17 protein-coding genes are annotated in these 17,544 nt (G+C 59.9%); 15 read left to right on the plus strand and 2 right to left on the minus strand.

All coding sequences use genetic code 11. The annotated features are described in order from the left end of the window. Positions 1-14 precede the first annotated feature (14 nt). The 4 genes from rpmA (at position 15) to ACZZ0K_RS01275 (ending at position 3,423) form a co-directional block, all read left to right on the plus strand. Positions 15-272 carry a 50S ribosomal protein L27 gene (rpmA, locus tag ACZZ0K_RS01260; RefSeq protein ID WP_016773121.1) on the plus strand — a complete coding sequence of 86 codons (258 nt, stop codon included), beginning with the start codon at positions 15-17 and terminating at the stop codon, positions 270-272. 193 nt (positions 273-465) lie between these two features. Next, complete coding sequence (cgtA, locus tag ACZZ0K_RS01265) at positions 466-1,689, plus strand: Obg family GTPase CgtA (protein ID WP_016773122.1); 1,224 nt, start codon at positions 466-468, stop codon at positions 1,687-1,689. A gap of 137 nt (positions 1,690-1,826) precedes the next feature. Beyond that, the gene (gene proB / locus ACZZ0K_RS01270) at positions 1,827-2,945 is read left to right on the plus strand and encodes a glutamate 5-kinase (RefSeq protein ID WP_039761700.1); all 1,119 of its coding nucleotides are present in this window, start codon (positions 1,827-1,829) and stop codon (positions 2,943-2,945) included. Positions 2,946-2,955: 10 nt separating this feature from the next. Further along, positions 2,956-3,423, plus strand: coding sequence for a CreA family protein (locus ACZZ0K_RS01275; RefSeq protein ID WP_041477794.1), 468 nt, complete (start codon positions 2,956-2,958; stop codon positions 3,421-3,423). 185 nt (positions 3,424-3,608) lie between these two features. Here the strand turns inward: ACZZ0K_RS01275 and rpsT are convergent, their stop codons facing one another. After that, positions 3,609-3,881 carry a 30S ribosomal protein S20 gene (rpsT, locus tag ACZZ0K_RS01280; protein ID WP_003228351.1) on the minus strand — a complete coding sequence of 91 codons (273 nt, stop codon included), beginning with the start codon at positions 3,879-3,881 and terminating at the stop codon, positions 3,609-3,611. A gap of 252 nt (positions 3,882-4,133) precedes the next feature. Here rpsT and murJ point away from each other — a divergent pair, with 252 nt between their 5' ends. The 6 genes from murJ (at position 4,134) to ispH (ending at position 11,686) form a co-directional block, all read left to right on the plus strand. Beyond that, positions 4,134-5,672 (plus strand): murein biosynthesis integral membrane protein MurJ, encoded by a 1,539-nt coding sequence (gene murJ / locus ACZZ0K_RS01285; protein ID WP_016773124.1) that lies wholly within the window; start codon positions 4,134-4,136, stop codon positions 5,670-5,672. Between the two features lie 129 nt (positions 5,673-5,801). Next, positions 5,802-6,740: a bifunctional riboflavin kinase/FAD synthetase gene (gene ribF / locus ACZZ0K_RS01290; protein ID WP_016773125.1), complete on the plus strand. Its 939-nt coding sequence runs from the start codon at positions 5,802-5,804 to the stop codon at positions 6,738-6,740. Between the two features lie 13 nt (positions 6,741-6,753). Continuing rightward, positions 6,754-9,585, plus strand: a complete 2,832-nt coding sequence (gene ileS, locus ACZZ0K_RS01295) for an isoleucine--tRNA ligase (RefSeq protein WP_122693089.1) — start codon at positions 6,754-6,756, stop codon at positions 9,583-9,585. After that, the gene (lspA, locus tag ACZZ0K_RS01300) at positions 9,578-10,090 is read left to right on the plus strand and encodes a signal peptidase II (protein WP_252882706.1); all 513 of its coding nucleotides are present in this window, start codon (positions 9,578-9,580) and stop codon (positions 10,088-10,090) included. The genes ileS and lspA overlap by 8 nt, the downstream gene beginning before the upstream one ends. Continuing rightward, positions 10,083-10,535: an FKBP-type peptidyl-prolyl cis-trans isomerase gene (fkpB, locus tag ACZZ0K_RS01305; RefSeq protein ID WP_122698534.1), complete on the plus strand. Its 453-nt coding sequence runs from the start codon at positions 10,083-10,085 to the stop codon at positions 10,533-10,535. Before lspA ends, fkpB begins: the two co-directional genes overlap by 8 nt. A 206-nt stretch (positions 10,536-10,741) precedes the next feature. Continuing rightward, on the plus strand, positions 10,742-11,686 hold the full coding sequence (gene ispH, locus ACZZ0K_RS01310) for a 4-hydroxy-3-methylbut-2-enyl diphosphate reductase (RefSeq protein ID WP_016773129.1): 945 nt from the start codon (positions 10,742-10,744) through the stop codon (positions 11,684-11,686). Here the strand turns inward: ispH and ACZZ0K_RS01315 are convergent. Continuing rightward, a complete protein-coding gene (locus ACZZ0K_RS01315) occupies positions 11,643-12,212 on the minus strand; it encodes a GspH/FimT family pseudopilin (protein WP_252882705.1) in 570 nt (189 codons plus the stop codon). The two genes, ispH and ACZZ0K_RS01315, sit on opposite strands and share 44 nt — an antisense overlap. A gap of 130 nt (positions 12,213-12,342) precedes the next feature. Here ACZZ0K_RS01315 and ACZZ0K_RS01320 point away from each other — a divergent pair, with 130 nt between their 5' ends. Genes ACZZ0K_RS01320 through ACZZ0K_RS01340 form a run of 5 tightly spaced genes read left to right on the plus strand, consistent with a single transcriptional unit; the run spans position 12,343 to position 17,538 of the window. Beyond that, positions 12,343-12,816, plus strand: a complete 474-nt coding sequence (locus ACZZ0K_RS01320; RefSeq protein ID WP_041477800.1) for a GspH/FimT family pseudopilin — start codon at positions 12,343-12,345, stop codon at positions 12,814-12,816. Then, positions 12,813-13,262 carry a type IV pilus modification protein PilV gene (gene pilV, locus ACZZ0K_RS01325; protein ID WP_071173641.1) on the plus strand — a complete coding sequence of 150 codons (450 nt, stop codon included), beginning with the start codon at positions 12,813-12,815 and terminating at the stop codon, positions 13,260-13,262. Before ACZZ0K_RS01320 ends, pilV begins: the two co-directional genes overlap by 4 nt. After that, the gene (locus ACZZ0K_RS01330) at positions 13,259-13,972 is read left to right on the plus strand and encodes a PilW family protein (RefSeq protein ID WP_041477801.1); all 714 of its coding nucleotides are present in this window, start codon (positions 13,259-13,261) and stop codon (positions 13,970-13,972) included. The genes pilV and ACZZ0K_RS01330 overlap by 4 nt, the downstream gene beginning before the upstream one ends. 10 nt (positions 13,973-13,982) lie before the next feature. After that, a complete protein-coding gene (locus ACZZ0K_RS01335) occupies positions 13,983-14,462 on the plus strand; it encodes a pilus assembly PilX family protein (protein ID WP_095181844.1) in 480 nt (159 codons plus the stop codon). Continuing rightward, positions 14,449-17,538, plus strand: a complete 3,090-nt coding sequence (locus ACZZ0K_RS01340; RefSeq protein ID WP_258707214.1) for a pilus assembly protein — start codon at positions 14,449-14,451, stop codon at positions 17,536-17,538. The genes ACZZ0K_RS01335 and ACZZ0K_RS01340 overlap by 14 nt, the downstream gene beginning before the upstream one ends. The last annotated feature ends 6 nt before the right edge of the window (positions 17,539-17,544 follow it).

The following is a 17,544-nucleotide window of genomic DNA, read 5'->3' on the forward strand; positions in this document are numbered from 1 at the left end:
GGAGAATTGAACTCATGGCACACAAAAAAGCTGGTGGTAGTACCCGTAACGGTCGCGACTCAGAAGCCAAACGCCTTGGCGTGAAGATGTATGGCGGCCAGGTCATCAAGGCCGGCAACATCATCGTGCGTCAGCGCGGCACCCAATTCCACGCTGGCTACGGCGTTGGCATGGGCAAGGATCACACTCTCTTCGCTAAAATCGAAGGCGTGATCAAGTTCGAAGTAAAGGGCGCCTTCGGTCGTCGTTACGTGAGCGTAATCGCGGCTTAATCGCGAGATCGCTGGAGAAGCCCTGTCTTGCGACGGGGCTTTTTCGTTTGTGGGGTGAGTCTCTTGCAAAGCTGTTTGTATGGGCTGTCGGCGTGCGATGCAGGTCGTGTCTTGGGGTCGCTGCGCTCATTTTTGCAAGAGTCTTATGTCTTGATTGTTTTTCGGCTCGTCCGTACGGCGAGAGGCGTTGGTTATGAAGTTTGTTGATGAAGTATCGATTCGCGTAAAGGCCGGTGACGGTGGCAACGGTGCCATGAGTTTCCGCCGGGAAAAATTCATTGAAAACGGCGGCCCGAACGGCGGTGATGGCGGTGACGGCGGTTCCATCTACATGATGGCCGACGAAAACCTCAATACCCTGGTCGACTACCGTTACACCCGTCACTTCGATGCCGAGCGTGGCTCCAACGGTGGCAGCACCGACTGCACCGGCAAGAAGGGCGAAGACCTGATCCTGCGCGTGCCGGTCGGCACTACCGTGATCGACTCCGCCACCCAGGAAGTCATCGGCGACCTGACCAAGGCTGGTCAGAAACTGATGGTAGTGCAGGGCGGCTGGCACGGTCTGGGTAACACCCGTTTCAAATCCAGTACCAACCGTGCGCCGCGTCAGACTACGCCAGGCAAGCCGGGCGAGCAGCGTGACCTGAAACTGGAAATGAAAGTGCTGGCCGACGTCGGTCTGCTGGGCTTGCCGAACGCCGGTAAAAGTACCTTTATCCGTTCGGTCTCGGCCGCCAAGCCGAAAGTCGCCGACTACCCGTTCACCACACTGGTGCCGAACCTGGGTGTGGTCAGCGTCGATCGCTGGAAAAGCTTCGTCATTGCCGACATTCCGGGTCTGATCGAAGGCGCTTCCGATGGTGCCGGCCTGGGTATTCGCTTCCTCAAGCACCTGGCGCGTACGCGTCTGCTGCTGCACCTCGTCGACATGGCGCCACTGGATGATTCCAGTGCTCCGGACGCGGCTGAAGTGATCGTCAACGAGCTGATCAAGTTCAGCCCGTCGCTGGCCGAGCGTGATCGCTGGCTGGTGCTGAACAAGTGCGACCAGATTCTTGAAGAAGAGCACGATGCTCGCGTCAAGGAAATCGTCGATCGCCTGGAGTGGACCGGTCCGGTGTACGTGATCTCGGCCATCGCCAAGATCGGTACCGAGCGTCTGTGCCACGACATCATGCGCTACATGGAAGATCGTGCCGATCGCCTCGCCGCAGATCCTGCGTACAAGGAAGAGCTGGCCGATCTCGATCAGCGCATCGAAGACGAAGCCCGTGCCCAGTTGCAGGCGCTGGACGACAAGCGTGCCCTGCGTCGCAGTGGCGTGAAGTCGGTCCATGACATCGGCGACGATGACTGGGACGAAGAAGATGTGGATGACGAAGACGGTCCGGAAATCATTTACGTGCGTGACTGATCCGTTGCGATAAACTTGAACGCCGCTCAATCGAGCGGCGTTTTAGTATCCGGAAATCGATCGTTGGTCAGCAATCGCCACGATTAACGTCACGGGCAGTGCCAGGTCGCGCTGCCCTCAAGCTAAGGTTGAAGATGATGCGGAGCAAGGTGACAGGTGCGCAGCGTTGGGTCGTGAAGATCGGCAGCGCTTTGCTGACAGCTGACGGCAAAGGGCTGGATCGCGCGGCAATGAGTGTCTGGGTCGAGCAGATGGTGGCGCTGCATGAGGCGGGCGTCGAGTTGGTGCTGGTGTCCTCCGGGGCGGTGGCGGCCGGCATGAGTCGCTTGGGCTGGACCGCACGACCCAGTGCCATGCACGAGCTCCAGGCGGCCGCTGCAATCGGTCAGATGGGGTTGGTGCAGGCGTGGGAGTCGAGCTTCGCCGAGCATGGCCGGCACACTGCGCAGATTCTCCTGACCCACGACGACCTGTCCGACCGCAAGCGCTACCTCAATGCCCGAAGCACCTTGCGTGCACTGGTCGAGCTGAAAGTCATTCCGGTGATCAACGAAAACGACACCGTGGTCACCGATGAAATCCGTTTCGGCGACAACGACACGCTGGCGGCGCTGGTGGCCAATCTGGTCGAGGCCGATCTGCTGGTGATCCTCACTGATCGCGACGGCATGTTCGACGCCGATCCGCGCAACAACCCCGACGCGCAGCTGATTTATGAAGCGCGCGCCGATGATCCGACTCTGGATGCGGTTGCAGGCGGTACCGGTGGTGCGCTGGGGCGCGGCGGCATGCAGACCAAGTTGCGTGCGGCACGCCTGGCAGCGCGTTCCGGTGCGCACACCATCATCGTCGGCGGGCGGCTTGAGCGTGTGCTCGATCGCCTGAAGGCGGGCGAGCGCATTGGTACGCTGCTATCGCCGGAGCGTGGCATGCTCGCGGCGCGCAAGCAGTGGCTGGCCGGTCATCTGCAAACCCGTGGCACTCTGGTGCTGGATGAGGGGGCGGTGTCGGCGTTGTCCAAGGGCAACAAAAGTCTGCTGCCGGTGGGGGTGAAACTGGTTCAGGGCAGTTTCCGTCGCGGTGAGATGGTCGTCTGTGTGGCGCCGGACGGTCGGGAGATCGCTCGGGGTCTGGCCAATTACAGCGCCCTGGAAGCGCAAAAAATCATCGGTCAGTCGTCGGATGCGATTGTCGGTTTGCTCGGTTACATGGCTGAGCCGGAACTGGTTCACCGTGACAATCTGATTCTGGTCTAAGGAAAATTCGATGCGTGTAGCGAAAGGATTGTTGGGTCTGCTGATGGCCATGCCATTGCTGGTCTCGGCCGAGGAAATCGGTCAGGTGTCGACGGTGTTCAAGTTTGTCGGGCCGAATGACCGGATTGTGGTCGAAGCGTTCGACGATCCGAAAGTCGAAGGTGTGACCTGCTACCTGTCGCGCGCCAAGACTGGCGGAGTGAAGGGTGGTCTGGGTCTGGCAGAGGATCGCGCCGAAGCCTCGATTGCCTGTCGTCAGGTCGGGCCGATCAAGTTCAAGGGTGAGTTGAAGGACGGCGACGAGGTGTTCAAGGAGCGCACCTCGCTGGTGTTCAAGACCATGCAGGTGGTGCGTTTCCTCGACAAGAAGCGCAACACGCTGGTGTATCTGGTCTACAGCGATCGCTTGATCGAGGGTAGTCCGCAGAATGCGGTCACGGCCATCCCGATCCTGCCGTGGGTGCCGGTCCAGCAATAAGCGCCACCAATCCGAACTGTGGGGGCGAGCCTGCTCGCGAAGAGGTCATGTCGGTCGATAGAAATATCAACTGGCAGATCGCATTCGCAAGCGGGCTCGCTCCCACAGTTTTTTTGCCTGTAGCTTGTTAAATCACAGGCAATAAAAAACCGACCCTGAGGTCGGTTTTTTAATGACTACGTCGATTAAGCGGCTTCTTTCAGCGCTTTGACGTGGCCATTCAGACGGCTCTTATGACGAGCAGCCTTGTTCTTGTGGATGATGCCTTTATCGGCCATACGGTCGATAACTGGCACAGCCAGAACGTATGCAGCTTGAGCTTTTTCAGCGTCTTTTGCGTCGATGGCCTTAACTACATTCTTGATGTAGGTACGAACCATGGAACGCAGGCTGGCGTTGTGGCTGCGACGCTTCTCAGCCTGTTTTGCACGTTTTTTGGCGGAAGGTGAGTTGGCCACCGTCGAGCTCCTCGAAAGACTTTTTAGGAAATAGCAAACAAAATAGGCCGCGAATCATGCCGATGAAGACTTGTCTTGTCAAGGGCACTTGAATCGTTCCGCTAAGTGGTAGGTATAAAGAGGCGGGATATTTATTTCCGGCGCTTGACCTGTAAACTCGCGAGCTTTGGCTCTGTGCTGTTGCGGCGCGGAGTATCGCACAAGTAGGCGCATTGTTCGCCTGCTGTTTATCGACAGGCACAAACTCTCTCAATGAATCTGCTCAAATCGTTGGCCGCCGTCAGCTCTATCACGATGCTTTCCCGGATTCTGGGTTTCGTTCGTGACACGCTGATCGCGCGGACATTCGGCGCCGGGATGGCCACGGATGCCTTCTTTATTGCGTTCAAACTGCCCAACCTGCTGCGGCGCATTTTCGCCGAGGGGGCGTTTTCCCAGGCTTTCGTGCCGATTCTGGCCGAATATAAGAGCCAGCAGGGCGAAGAGGCGACGCGTACCTTTATTGCCTATGTATCGGGCCTGTTGACGCTGGTGTTGGCGGTTGTGACTGCACTGGGCATGATCGCCGCCCCTTGGGTGATCTGGGCCACGGCGCCCGGTTTTACCGATACCCCGGAAAAATTCCAGCTCACCTCCGATCTGTTGCGGGTGACCTTTCCTTATATATTGCTGATCTCGCTGTCGTCGCTGGCCGGCGCGATTCTGAATACCTGGAACCGCTTCTCGGTGCCGGCCTTCGTGCCGACTCTGCTCAACGTCAGCATGATCGTGTTTTCGCTGTTCCTCACGCCGTATTTCGATCCACCGGTCATGGCTCTTGGCTGGGCGGTGCTGGTAGGCGGTCTGGCGCAGTTGCTGTATCAGCTGCCGCACCTGAAAAAGATCGGCATGCTCGTGCTGCCACGCCTGAACCTGCGCGACAGCGGCGTGTGGCGGGTGATGAAGCAGATGCTGCCGGCGATTCTCGGCGTGTCGGTGAGTCAGATTTCATTGATCATCAACACCATTTTCGCCTCGTTTCTGGTCGCAGGTTCGGTTTCGTGGATGTATTACGCCGACCGCTTGATGGAATTGCCGTCGGGCGTATTGGGCGTGGCGCTCGGCACGATTCTCCTGCCAACGCTGGCCAAGACCTACGCCAGCAAGGATCGCCACGAATACTCGCGGATCCTCGATTGGGGGCTGCGCCTGTGCTTTGTGCTGGTGTTGCCGTGCGCGCTGGCACTGGGGATTCTTGCCGAGCCGCTGACTGTTTCGTTGTTCCAGTACGGTCAGTTCAGTGGCTTTGATGCCGAGATGACCCAGCGCGCGCTGATTGCCTATTCGGTCGGCCTGCTCGGGATTATCGTGATCAAAGTGCTGGCGCCGGGCTTTTATGCGCAACAGAACATTCGCACCCCGGTGAAAATCGCAATTTTCACGCTGGTCTGCACGCAGTTGTTCAACCTGGCACTGATCGGGCCGCTGGCCCACGCCGGCCTTGCCTTGGCGATCAGTGCCGGTGCTTGCCTGAACGCCGGGCTGCTGTTCTATCAACTGCGCAAGCAAAAGATGTATCAACCGCAACCGGGCTGGGGCAAATTCGGCTTCAAGCTGGTCGTTGCGGTGACCGTGATGTCGGCGGTCTTGCTGGCCGGCATGCATTTCATGCCCGCCTGGGATGAGGGCCATATGCTTGAGCGCTTCTTGCGCCTGGGCGCGCTGGTGGTTGCTGGCGTGGTGGCGTATTTCGGTATGTTGTTGCTGTTGGGTTTCCGCCTGCGCGACTTCAATCGCAAGGCCTTGAGCTGAGGTTTCAGCCTTCATGAGCAGGCATGGGCCGGCGGTTTTGTCGGCTCGTTCACTTTGCGTTACGGTGTTGCCTGTCGTCGGCCGTCGGGTGTGGTTATAATCGACCACTTTATGAGCAAGAAGCGCGTTATGCAGCTGGTTCGAGGCCTCCACAACTTGCGCCCCCAGCATCGGGGCTGCGTCGCCACTATTGGCAACTTTGACGGTGTTCACCGTGGTCACCAGGCTATCCTGGCCCGGCTGCGTGAGCGTGCGCTCGAGTTGGGCGTACCCAGCTGCGTGGTGATTTTCGAGCCGCAGCCGCGGGAGTTCTTTGCTCCCGACACCGCACCGGCACGTCTGGCGCGGTTGCGCGACAAGCTGCAGTTACTGGCCGCTGAAGGCGTCGACCGGGTGTTGTGCCTGGCTTTCAACCAGCGGCTGAGCAAGCTCAGCGCCAGTGAGTTCGTCGATACCATTCTGGTCGATGGCCTTGGCGTGCAGCATCTGGAGGTCGGTGATGATTTCCGTTTCGGTTGCGACCGCCTCGGCGATTTCGATTTCCTCATGCAGGCCGGGCAGGTTCACGGTTTCACCGTCGAAGCGGCGCAAACCGTCGAGCTGGACGGCATTCGCGTCAGCAGCACGCAGGTGCGCAACGCCTTGGCTGCGGCCGATTTTGCCTTGGCCGAACGCTTGCTCGGCCGTCCGTACCGCATCGCCGGTCGCGTGCTGCATGGGCAGAAACTGGCCCGGCAACTGGGCACGCCCACTGCCAACATTCAACTCAAGCGTCGTCGCGTGCCGTTCACCGGGGTCTATCTGGTGAATGTCGATATCGACGGCAAGACCTGGCCCGGCGTCGCCAATATCGGCGTGCGCCCCACGGTGCAAGGAGATGGCAAAGCCCACCTCGAGGTCCATCTGTTAGATTTTGCCGGCGATCTGTATGACCGGCGTTTGACGGTGGTTTTCCACCAAAAGCTGCGTGAAGAGCAGCGCTTCGCCTCTCTGGAGGCATTGAAAACGGCGATCAATGCGGATGTCGCCACCGCCCGTGCACTAGCCGCACCTAGCGCCCATCGCTAATGAAGAGCCTTAAATGACCGACTATAAAGCCACGCTAAACCTTCCGGACACCGCCTTCCCAATGAAGGCCGGCCTGCCACAGCGCGAACCGCAGATCCTGCAGCGCTGGGACAGTATTGGCCTGTACGGAAAGTTGCGCGAGATTGGCAAGGATCGTCCGAAGTTCGTCCTGCACGACGGCCCTCCGTACGCCAACGGCACGATCCACATCGGTCACGCACTGAACAAGATTCTCAAGGACATGATCATCCGCTCGAAAACCCTGTCGGGTTTCGACGCGCCGTATGTCCCGGGCTGGGATTGCCACGGCTTGCCGATCGAGCACAAGGTGGAAGTGACCCACGGCAAGAACCTCGGCGCGGATAAGACCCGCGAGCTGTGCCGCGCCTACGCCACCGAGCAGATCGAAGGGCAGAAGTCCGAGTTCATCCGTCTCGGCGTGCTGGGGGACTTCGCCAACCCGTACAAGACCATGGATTTCAAGAACGAGGCCGGTGAAATCCGCGCCCTCGCCGAAATCGTCAAGGGTGGTTTTGTCTTCAAGGGCCTCAAGCCGGTGAACTGGTGCTTCGATTGCGGTTCGGCTCTGGCTGAAGCGGAAGTCGAGTACGAGAACAAGAAGTCCTCGACCATCGACGTTGCGTTCCCGATCGCCGACGAAGCCAAACTGGCTGCGGCCTTCGGTCTGGCCTCGCTGAGCAAACCTGCTGCGATCGTGATCTGGACCACCACCCCGTGGACCATCCCGGCCAACCAGGCGCTGAACGTGCACCCGGAATTCAACTACGCCCTGGTCGATATCGGCGACAAGCTGCTGGTGCTGGCTGAAGAGCTGGTCGAAGCCTGCCTGGCGCGCTATGGCGTGCAAGGTTCGGTCATCGCCACCACCACCGGTAAAGAGCTGGAGCTGATCAACTTCCGTCACCCGTTCTACGATCGTCTGTCGCCGGTGTACCTGGCTGACTACGTCGAACTGGGCGCAGGCACCGGCGTGGTTCACTCCGCCCCGGCCTATGGCGTGGACGACTTCGTGACCTGCAAGAAATACGGCATGGTCAACGACGACATCCTCAACCCGGTACAGAGCAACGGCGTGTACGTGCCGTCGCTGGAATTCTTCGGCGGCCAGTTCATCTGGAAGGCCAACCCGGCTATCGTCGAAAAACTGACCGAAGTCGGTGCGCTGATGCACACCACCGTCATCGAACACAGCTACATGCACTGCTGGCGCCACAAGACCCCGCTGATCTACCGCGCTACTGCGCAGTGGTTCATCGGCATGGACAAGGAGCCAACCAGCGGCGACACCCTGCGCGTGCGCTCGCTCAAAGCCATCGAAGACACCAAGTTCGTTCCGGCCTGGGGCCAGGCGCGCCTGCACTCGATGATCGCCAATCGTCCGGACTGGTGCATCTCGCGTCAGCGCAACTGGGGCGTGCCGATCCCGTTCTTCCTCAACAAGGAAAGCGGCGAGCTGCATCCACGCACCGTCGAGCTGATGGAAGAAGTCGCCAAACGCGTTGAAGTCGAAGGCATCGAAGCCTGGTTCAAACTCGACGCCGCCGAACTGCTCGGTGATGAAGCGCCGCAATACGACAAGATCAGCGACACCCTCGACGTCTGGTTCGACTCCGGCACCACGCACTGGCACGTCCTGCGCGGTTCGCACCCGATGGGCCACGAGAGCGGCCCGCGTGCCGACCTCTACCTGGAAGGTTCCGACCAGCACCGTGGCTGGTTCCACTCGTCGTTGCTGACCGGTTGCGCCATCGACAACCACGCACCGTATCGCGAACTGCTGACGCATGGCTTCACCGTCGACGAGTCCGGCCGCAAGATGTCCAAGTCGCTGAAAAACGTGATTGAGCCGAAGAAGATCAACGATACGCTGGGCGCCGACATCATGCGTCTTTGGGTCGCGTCGACCGACTACTCTGGCGAAATCGCTGTGTCGGATCAGATCCTGACCCGCAGCGCCGATGCCTATCGTCGTATCCGTAACACCGCGCGCTTCCTGCTTTCCAACCTGACCGGTTTCAACCCGGCCACCGACCTGCTGCCGGCCGAAGACATGCTGGCGCTGGATCGCTGGGCGGTGGATCGTACGCTGTTGCTGCAACGCGAGTTGCAAGAGCACTACGGCGAATACCGTTTCTGGAACGTGTACTCGAAGATCCACAACTTCTGCGTGCAGGAGCTGGGCGGTTTCTACCTCGACATCATCAAGGACCGCCAGTACACCACCGGTGCCGACAGCAAGGCCCGGCGCTCGTGCCAGACCGCGCTGTTCCACATCTCTGAAGCGCTGGTGCGCTGGATCGCGCCGATCCTCGCCTTCACTGCCGACGAGCTGTGGCAATACCTGCCGGGCGAGCGTAACGAGTCGGTCATGCTCAACACCTGGTACGAAGGCCTGACCGAGCTGCCGGAAGGCTTCGAGCTGGGTCGCGCCTACTGGGATCGCATCATGGAAGTGAAAGTCGCGGTCAACAAAGAGATGGAAATCCAGCGTGCGGCGAAAGCCGTCGGTGGCAACCTGCAGGCCGAAGTGACGCTGTTTGCCGAAGAGGCGCTGAGCGCCGATCTGGCCAAGCTGAGCAACGAGCTGCGCTTTGTCCTGATCACCTCGACTGCCAGCGTCGCGCCATTCGTTCAGGCTCCGGCCGATGCAGTGGCCACCGAAGTCAGCGGTCTGAAACTGAAGATCGTCAAATCGGCGTTCCCGAAATGCGCGCGGTGCTGGCATTGCCGCGAAGACGTCGGCGTGAACCCGGAGCATCCGGAAATCTGCGGTCGTTGCGTCGACAACATCAGCGGTGCTGGCGAGGTTCGTCACTATGCCTGATGCCATTGGCCGTTTCGGACGGCTGAACTGGCTGTGGTTGAGCCTGCTGGTCCTGGTCATTGACCAGGCCAGCAAGTTCTACTTCGAAGCCAGGCTCGAAATGTTCCAGCAGATCGTGATCATTCCCGATCTGTTCAGCTGGACGCTGGCCTACAACACTGGCGCTGCTTTCAGCTTCCTCGCCGACAGCTCGGGCTGGCAGCGCTGGCTGTTTGCGCTGATCGCCATTGTCGTCAGTGCCGTGCTGGTGGTCTGGCTCAAGCGTTTGGGTCGCAACGAAACCTGGCTGGCCGTCGCCCTGGCGTTGGTGCTGGGTGGGGCGCTGGGCAACCTGTATGACCGCATCGCCTTGGGCCATGTGATCGACTTCATTCTGGTGCACTGGCAGAACCGCTGGTATTTCCCGGCGTTCAACATTGCCGACAGCGCGATCACCGTAGGCGCGATCATGCTGGCACTGGACATGTTCAAATCGAAGAAAACCGAAGAGGCCGCTCATGACTGAACCGCTATCGACTGAGCAACGCATCGGCCAGAACACCGAAGTCACCCTGCACTTTGCCTTGCGCCTGGAAAACGGTGACACCGTCGACAGTACCTTCGACAAGGCCCCGGCGACGTTCAAGGTCGGCGATGGCAACCTGCTGCCGGGCTTCGAAGCCGCACTGTTCGGCTTCAAGGCCGGCGACAAGCGCACCCTGACCGTCGAGCCGGAAAACGCTTTCGGTCAGCCGAACCCGCAGAACGTGCAGACCATCCCGCGTTCGCAGTTCAACGACATGGAGTTGTCACCGGGTCTGCTGGTGATCTTCAACGATGCGGCCAATACTGAATTGCCAGGTGTGGTGAAGGAATTCGATGACACGCAAGTGACCGTCGACTTCAACCACCCGCTGGCCGGCAAGACGCTGACCTTTGACGTGGAAATCATTTCCGTCAAAGCGATCTAAAAATGCAGGAGTGAGCTTCTGTGGCGAGGGGATTCATCCCCGCTGGGGTGCGAAGCGCCCCCAGACCAGTCAACGGATTCTGAGATAAGTCCGTTGAAGGTCTGCGACTGCTACGCAGCCGAGCGGGGATGATTCCCCTCGCCACAACAAGCAGGTCTCCACAGTCTGTTTTCCATTGTTTTCGCGCGCAAGACACGAGGCACAGCATGCAAATCAAACTCGCCAACCCCCGTGGCTTCTGCGCCGGTGTGGACCGGGCGATCGAAATCGTCAACCGCGCCCTGGAGGTCTTCGGGCCGCCGATCTATGTGCGTCATGAAGTGGTGCACAACAAGTTCGTCGTCGAAGACCTGCGCAGCCGTGGCGCGATTTTCGTCGAAGAGCTCGATCAGGTGCCCGATGACGTGATCGTCATCTTCAGCGCCCACGGTGTTTCCCAAGCCGTGCGCAACGAAGCTGCAGGTCGTGGCCTGAAAGTCTTCGATGCAACCTGCCCGCTGGTGACCAAGGTGCACATCGAGGTCGCCAAATACAGCCGCGACGGTCGCGAGTGCATCCTGATCGGCCACGCCGGTCACCCGGAAGTTGAAGGCACCATGGGCCAGTACGATGCCAGCAACGGCGGCGCTATCTACCTCGTCGAAGACGAAAAGGACGTGGCCGCATTGCAGGTGCGCGATCCGGAAAGACTCGCCTTCGTCACCCAGACAACCTTGTCGATGGACGATACCAGCCGTGTGATCGATGCCCTGCGCACGCGCTTCCCGGCCATCGGTGGTCCGCGCAAGGACGACATCTGCTACGCCACACAAAACCGCCAGGACGCCGTCAAGCAACTGGCCGACGAGTGCGACGTGGTACTGGTGGTCGGCAGCCCGAACAGCTCCAACTCCAATCGCCTGCGCGAATTGGCTGAGCGCATGGCGACTCCGGCGTACCTGATCGACGGTGCCGAGGACCTGCAACAGAGCTGGTTCGACGGCGTCGAGCGTATTGGCATTACCGCTGGCGCGTCCGCACCGGAAGTGCTGGTCCGGGGCGTGATCCAGCAATTGCAGGCCTGGGGCGCGACCGGTGCCGACGAGCTGGCTGGCCGTGAGGAGAACATCACGTTCTCGATGCCGAAAGAGCTGCGCGTCCGTTCGATCTGACGCTTCTGCCTTTGTCGCACAGCGCCTGTTCGGTCTCCTGACTGCCCAGGCGCACGCGACCGGTCGCCGCCAGCACGATCTGCCGCTGGCTGACCGGCTCGCGCGGCGAGCAGACGTGTATTGTCCCCGCCTGAAATCGCCGTCCCGGCATCAGTGGCTGCCCCAGATGACTGAACCGCACGTAGCGGCTCACCCACCAGTTGCCGACAATCGCCACCTTCGCCTCACTGGCGCGTTCAACCAGCAGCGGATTGCTGCTGTCCTCCGGCCCCTTGCCGCTAAGATCCAGAATGATTCGCCAACCCTGACTCCAGTCGCCGTCAATGCCATGGATCACCACACTTTGATTGTGGGTCATAGCCAGGGTGCGAGCGTGGCGGATGCCCTCGAGCAGCGACTGCGTTGCGTGGTCGCGCTGAGTCGCTTGCTTGAGCGCGGCGAACACCGGGCTGACCAGCAGCAGAACAATTGCGCCAATCGCCAGTCCCATAAGCAGTTCAATCAGGCTGAAACCGTGTTGCGGCATGAAAAATCCCTCCGTGGAATGGTATGAGCAGCGCAATCCGTGCGCCGCGCAGGGCAAATCAGTCGGCGCGTGCCGAGCGAATGTTCTAGCGTGTAAAAGCAGGTATAGCCGACGGCAACGGAGGGCACCGATGGATCTTCGTACAAAAGGTTTCACGCTGGTCGAGTTGCTGGTCGCCATTGCGGTGTTCCTGATACTGATCACGCTGGCGGTGCCGGCCTTTACCCGTACGATCCAGAGCAGCAAGGCGGATACCGAAGTCGGCGACTTGCAGCGGGCAATCAATTTCGCTCGCCTCGAGGCAATCAATCGCGGCGTGACCACGCGTCTGCGTCCGACCGCTGGCGGCAGTGTCTGGACCGGTGAACTGGCGGTCTACGACAGTACTGGCAATCCGGCCAATGTGTTGCGGGTTGTTCCAGCAATGAGCAGTGGCGCGACTCTGACGCTACCCTCAGGAGTGACCGCACTGGATTTCAACAACCTCGGCGGTCTGGCGGCACCGTCGACGGCGGTGGTCATCGGTTACACGCTGGGCACGCAAAGCAGGACGCTGAACGTGTGTTTGAACGGACGCATTCAACTGGGTGGAAATTGCGGATGAGGGCAGGGAGCAAAAACGCACAGGAGGGCATGACGCTGATCGAAGTGCTGGTCGCGTTGCTGATTCTGACCGTCGGGCTGTTGGGCGCAGCGGCGGTGCAGCTCAATGCGCTGAAGTACACCGACAGTTCGCGGATGACCAGTCAGGCCAGTTTCATCGCCTATGACATGATGGATCGCATCCGCGCCAATTCCGGCGCCAACTACACCGTCACGCCACCGACCTCGGGCAATCTCAGTAATGCGCGGGACCAGGATCTCTACGATTTCACCACCAACATCGCCAACTTCGGCGGCCCGACCGCGACGGGCAGCATCACCCTCAACCAGCGGGTCTACACCATCACCATTACCTGGAGCGATGCGCGCGCGGCGAACGCTGCCAGTGCCCAGCGCAGTTTCGTGCTGAGCAGCCGGGCGGCGGTCGATCCGGTGGCCACACCATGACGCGTTCCAACCGTGGTTTCGGTCTGATCGAGTTGCTGATTGCTCTGGCTTTGGGGCTGATCGTCGTGCTTGGTGTGGTACAGATTTTCATCGCCGCAAAAAACACTTACGTCAGTCAGAACAGCGCCGCAGCGATGCAGGAAGATGCGCGCTTCGTTCTCAGCAAAATGATTCAGGAAATCCGTATGGTCGGCATGTTCGGCTGCCTCGGCACCATCGTCGACTCCAGTTCTGCAGGGGATTTCAACACCGCGCAACTCATCCCGATCAACTGGGATAACGCCAGTCTCAAGCTGACCATGGTCACCGCCGATGTCGGCAGCGGCGGGGGAACGCCGACCTGGACGGTGATTTCCGATTGTCGCAACAGCGCGGTCGCCTACAGCGGATTGCGCAGCCCGACCACGGGGCAGATCGCGTTCCCGATCCGGCGCCTGATCTACAGCTTCAGCAATAACCAGATCCTCATGGGCACCGGCAGCGGCAATCCGGCGCAGCAAGTGCTGGTGAACAACGTCAGCGCCTTCAACGTCACATTCGGTCTGGCCAGCTCCGCGACCGACGTCGCAGCTTCAACGTACAGCAGCAACCCCGGCGATCCGGCGCGCATCCGCAGCGTGCGCCTGAGCCTGACCCTCACCGACCCGAACAATCGGGTGCGCAATCAAACCTTCAACGTGGTTGCGGCATTGCGCAACCGCTTGCCATGAGGGGGCGGCGATGAGGATTTCCTTGCAACAACGTCAGGCCCAGCGCGGCATGGTCCTGTTGGTGAGCCTGGTGTTTCTGCTGTTGCTCACATTGATCGGTTTGTCCTCGATGCAGAGCGCCAACCTGCAAGAGAAAATGGCCGGCAGCGTAAGCCTGCGCAATCAATCGTTTCAGGCTGCGGAAGCGGCGTTGCGTATCGGCGAAAGTGCGGTGCAGCTGGACAGTTACTCGTTGGCGGTGTGCAGCGGCACGACCCAATGTCTGCCGCCGGCGGAGTCGTCAGTGGTCAGCTCGGCCGGCTTCAATTCGACCTCCGGGGTGACCTGGATCGCCGCCGGTAATGGCTTTTATGGCGTGCAGAACATCGGCACGACCCTGACGGCGGTGAACGTACCAAGTAACACTTCGGCGACGTTGTATCGAGTCACTGCGGTCGGCATCGCCGGCAATTCGCGTAGCGTGGTGGAGAGTGTCTATGCGAAGTATTGAGCGCGGCCTGTCGCTGCTGATCGGCATGCTGCTGAGTTGCTACCTGGCGGCACCGGCCTGGGCTTTCACGCCTTCCGATTCGCCATTGCTGAGCGCGGCTGCGGTGGCGCCAAACGTGATGCTGCTGATCGACGACTCCGGCAGTATGAACAGCATCATCTACGCCGCCGGATTCGACCCGAACGTCAACCGCACTCCCGCCCGGCAGTGCAATGCCTTCCTCGGCTTGTGCTCTGCACTCAACGCGCCGCAGATTACCGGCGACACGGTGTTTCTATCGAGCCTGCCGACTTCCGGGTGCTCGGGAGGCGCCTATGCGTTCTACAACAACAGCGTGGCGCCGTTGTGCCTCAAGCTCCCAGACCCGGTAGGCAACGAGAACACTCGGTATTCCGCCGATTACATTTCCTACATAGTCAGCCTCGCCAACAGCACCGGCACCCGCGACTTCACTACGGGGGCGATTCCCAACGATTACCGGATGAACGTGGCGCGCAACGTTTCCACCGCACTGGTGAGCAGCAACCGCACTTTGCGCATGGGCCTGTCGACATTCAATCCGGCGACCAGCAGCAACCCGGGCAACGGCGGTTTCATCGCTCGCTCAATCACCGATTTGTCACCCGTCGCGGGCAGCGTCACCCAGGCCCAGGCAGACACCAACTACAACGCGCTGATCTCATCGATCAACGGCTTGAACGCCGTGGCCAACACGCCATTGGCCGAGAGCTATTACGAAGTCACGCGCTACATGCGTGGGTTGGCGCCTTACTACAACGGCACGCCGGCGAGCTATACCAGTCCGATTCAATACCGCTGCCAGAAAAACTACGGCGTGGTGATTACCGATGGCTTGCCAACCTATGACCGTACCTTCCCGACCAACGATCCGCTGGGAGGCAGCCGGCTACCGAACTGGGATGGCGTGAATAACGATGGCGACAACCTCAACGGTGACGGTGAAGGCGACACGCTTTATCTGGATGACATCGCCAAATTCGCCTTCGACATCGACATGCGTTCGACCGGTACTGACGCAGCAGGCAAGAGCTGGAACGCGGTGGATTTTCCCAGGCAGAACATGAACACCTACACCGTGGGTTTCGCGGCGGATAACGACATGTTGTCCGACGCCGCCAGTTATGGGCAGGGCAGGTATTACCAGGCGACCGACAGCTCCGGGCTCAATGCGGCGTTATCGTCGGCATTGAGCGATATCACTTCCAAGGCCGGCTCCGGTGGTGCCGGTGTTGCCAGCAGCAGTACGTTGACCAGTGGCAGCAGTTTTTACCAGACAACCTACGATCCCAAGGATTGGCGCGGCACGATCAGGTCGTTCGGCTTTACCTCGACCGGCACGGTAAATACCTCGGCGGCGCAATGGTCGACCGACACCACCATCGTGCCCTCTGCCACAGCGCCGAATTTCCAGTCATGGAACACCTTGAGCAACACGCCCATTGCCTTGGCACTCCTCAACTTTTCCCCGGCGCAGCAGACTACGCTAAATCAGGGGTTGCCCGCCGGAATCAACGGCAATGATCTGGTGGAGTGGAGCAAGGGGACCAACAAGGCCGGGCTCAAAGTGCGCACTGCGCTGCTGGGCGACATCATCAATTCGCCGCTGGTGCTCGCGTCGCCTTCAGACAAGACCGCATCCGATCTGACGGGTGACAGCAGTTACACCAACTACCTGACGACCAAGGCTGCGAACATGAACACCAGTCTGGTAGTGAACGCCAACGACGGTTTCGTCAATGTGATCAATTCGACGAACGGCACCCGCCGTTATGCCTACATGCCCTCCAGCGTGCTGCCTTCGTTGCGGCTGATTGCGGATACCAATTACGTCAACGGCGTCAGCCACAAGTTTCTCGTGGACGGTCAGGTCGGCGTGTTCGATGCGCAGGCCGGCACCACCTGGAGAACGCTGGCCATTGGCGGAACGGGGGCCGGTGGTAAAACCTTCTACGGACTGCAACTGTTCGATGCCTCGGCAGGCAACGTGATCAAGGCACTGTGGGAAGTCAGTGCGCCGGCTACGGCCAACACGGCGAATGCTTTCAATGATCTGGGTTACGCCTACGCCCGTCCGGAAGTCGCACGCTTGGCCAATGGTCGCTGGGCGACATTCATCGCCAATGGTTACGGCAGCAATTCGGGGGTTGCAGCGTTGTATGTGCTTGATGCGCTGGATGGTTCGCTGATCAGGAAAATCGTCATCGACAGCACGGAAACCAGCAACGGTCTATCTTCGGTAAAACTCAGGGTCAATTCTTCGAACGTGGTGCAGGCTGCCTACGCTGGTGACCTGAAGGGGCGTATGTGGAAATTCGACTTGAGCGCACCCGGGGCAGAAAACTGGGGCGTGGCGTTTGCCGGCAAGCCTTTGTTTACAGCCCCGGGTGGGGCAACGCAGCCGATCACTGCGCAACCGCTGCTGGCGGACAACCCACAGGGCGGCAAGCAAGTGTTCTTTGGCACCGGCAAGTTCAACGAGACTGCCGACAAGACCAACAAGGATCTGCAGGCGTTCTATTCAATCTGGGATGCAGAGGGTGGGGCCGGCCAAATCACCGTTAGCAGTTTGCAAGCGCAGGCGATTACCGGCTCGTTCTCCGGCAGTTCCGGGCAGTTTCTGACCACCAGCCAGAATGAAACGACGTATCCGGCAGAGAAAGGCTGGTATCTGCCGCTGGTGTACAACAACGTGCTGACCGGCGAGCGCGTGATCAATCAGGCCAGTATTGTGTTGGGACGAGTTGTTTTCACCACTGCCAGCGTCGATACCACCGACCCTTGTTCGAGTTTTGGTACGGGCCGACTGGTCGAACTCGATGCGTTCAACGGTAAGATGCTCAACTACGCCGTGATCGACACCACCGGTGACCGTTTGGTCGATGGCGCTGACACGATATCAAGTGGCGTGGTATTCACCGGTGGCATTCCGACCCTTAACGTTATTTCCGCCGGTGGTACGGGAAAGGTCGTGACCGAGACCAGTGGCGTCATCACCACCGTTGTGGAAAAAGGTGGCGGCGGCAGCCGTCGTATCATGTGGCGACAAATCCAGTAAGCGAGA

This window comes from Pseudomonas sp. AC255, from assembly GCF_979258175.1.

Excerpts from the sequence above, each read along its gene's own strand:
- ribF (WP_016773125.1), top strand. The coding sequence starts at position 5,802 with ATGCAGCTGGTTCGAGGCCTCCACAACTTGCGCCCCCAGCATCGGGGC.
- ACZZ0K_RS01330 (WP_041477801.1), top strand. The coding sequence starts at position 13,259 with ATGACGCGTTCCAACCGTGGTTTCGGTCTGATCGAGTTGCTGATTGCT.
- fkpB (WP_122698534.1), top strand. The coding sequence starts at position 10,083 with ATGACTGAACCGCTATCGACTGAGCAACGCATCGGCCAGAACACCGAA.
- ACZZ0K_RS01340 (WP_258707214.1), top strand. The coding sequence starts at position 14,449 with ATGCGAAGTATTGAGCGCGGCCTGTCGCTGCTGATCGGCATGCTGCTG.
- murJ (WP_016773124.1), top strand. The coding sequence starts at position 4,134 with ATGAATCTGCTCAAATCGTTGGCCGCCGTCAGCTCTATCACGATGCTT.
- ACZZ0K_RS01335 (WP_095181844.1), top strand. The coding sequence starts at position 13,983 with ATGAGGATTTCCTTGCAACAACGTCAGGCCCAGCGCGGCATGGTCCTG.
- rpmA (WP_016773121.1), top strand. The coding sequence starts at position 15 with ATGGCACACAAAAAAGCTGGTGGTAGTACCCGTAACGGTCGCGACTCA.
- ACZZ0K_RS01315 (WP_252882705.1), bottom strand. The coding sequence starts at position 12,212 with ATGCCGCAACACGGTTTCAGCCTGATTGAACTGCTTATGGGACTGGCG.
- ACZZ0K_RS01320 (WP_041477800.1), top strand. The coding sequence starts at position 12,343 with ATGGATCTTCGTACAAAAGGTTTCACGCTGGTCGAGTTGCTGGTCGCC.
- lspA (WP_252882706.1), top strand. The coding sequence starts at position 9,578 with ATGCCTGATGCCATTGGCCGTTTCGGACGGCTGAACTGGCTGTGGTTG.
- proB (WP_039761700.1), top strand. The coding sequence starts at position 1,827 with ATGCGGAGCAAGGTGACAGGTGCGCAGCGTTGGGTCGTGAAGATCGGC.
- ileS (WP_122693089.1), top strand. The coding sequence starts at position 6,754 with ATGACCGACTATAAAGCCACGCTAAACCTTCCGGACACCGCCTTCCCA.
- pilV (WP_071173641.1), top strand. The coding sequence starts at position 12,813 with ATGAGGGCAGGGAGCAAAAACGCACAGGAGGGCATGACGCTGATCGAA.
- ispH (WP_016773129.1), top strand. The coding sequence starts at position 10,742 with ATGCAAATCAAACTCGCCAACCCCCGTGGCTTCTGCGCCGGTGTGGAC.
- cgtA (WP_016773122.1), top strand. The coding sequence starts at position 466 with ATGAAGTTTGTTGATGAAGTATCGATTCGCGTAAAGGCCGGTGACGGT.
- ACZZ0K_RS01275 (WP_041477794.1), top strand. The coding sequence starts at position 2,956 with ATGCGTGTAGCGAAAGGATTGTTGGGTCTGCTGATGGCCATGCCATTG.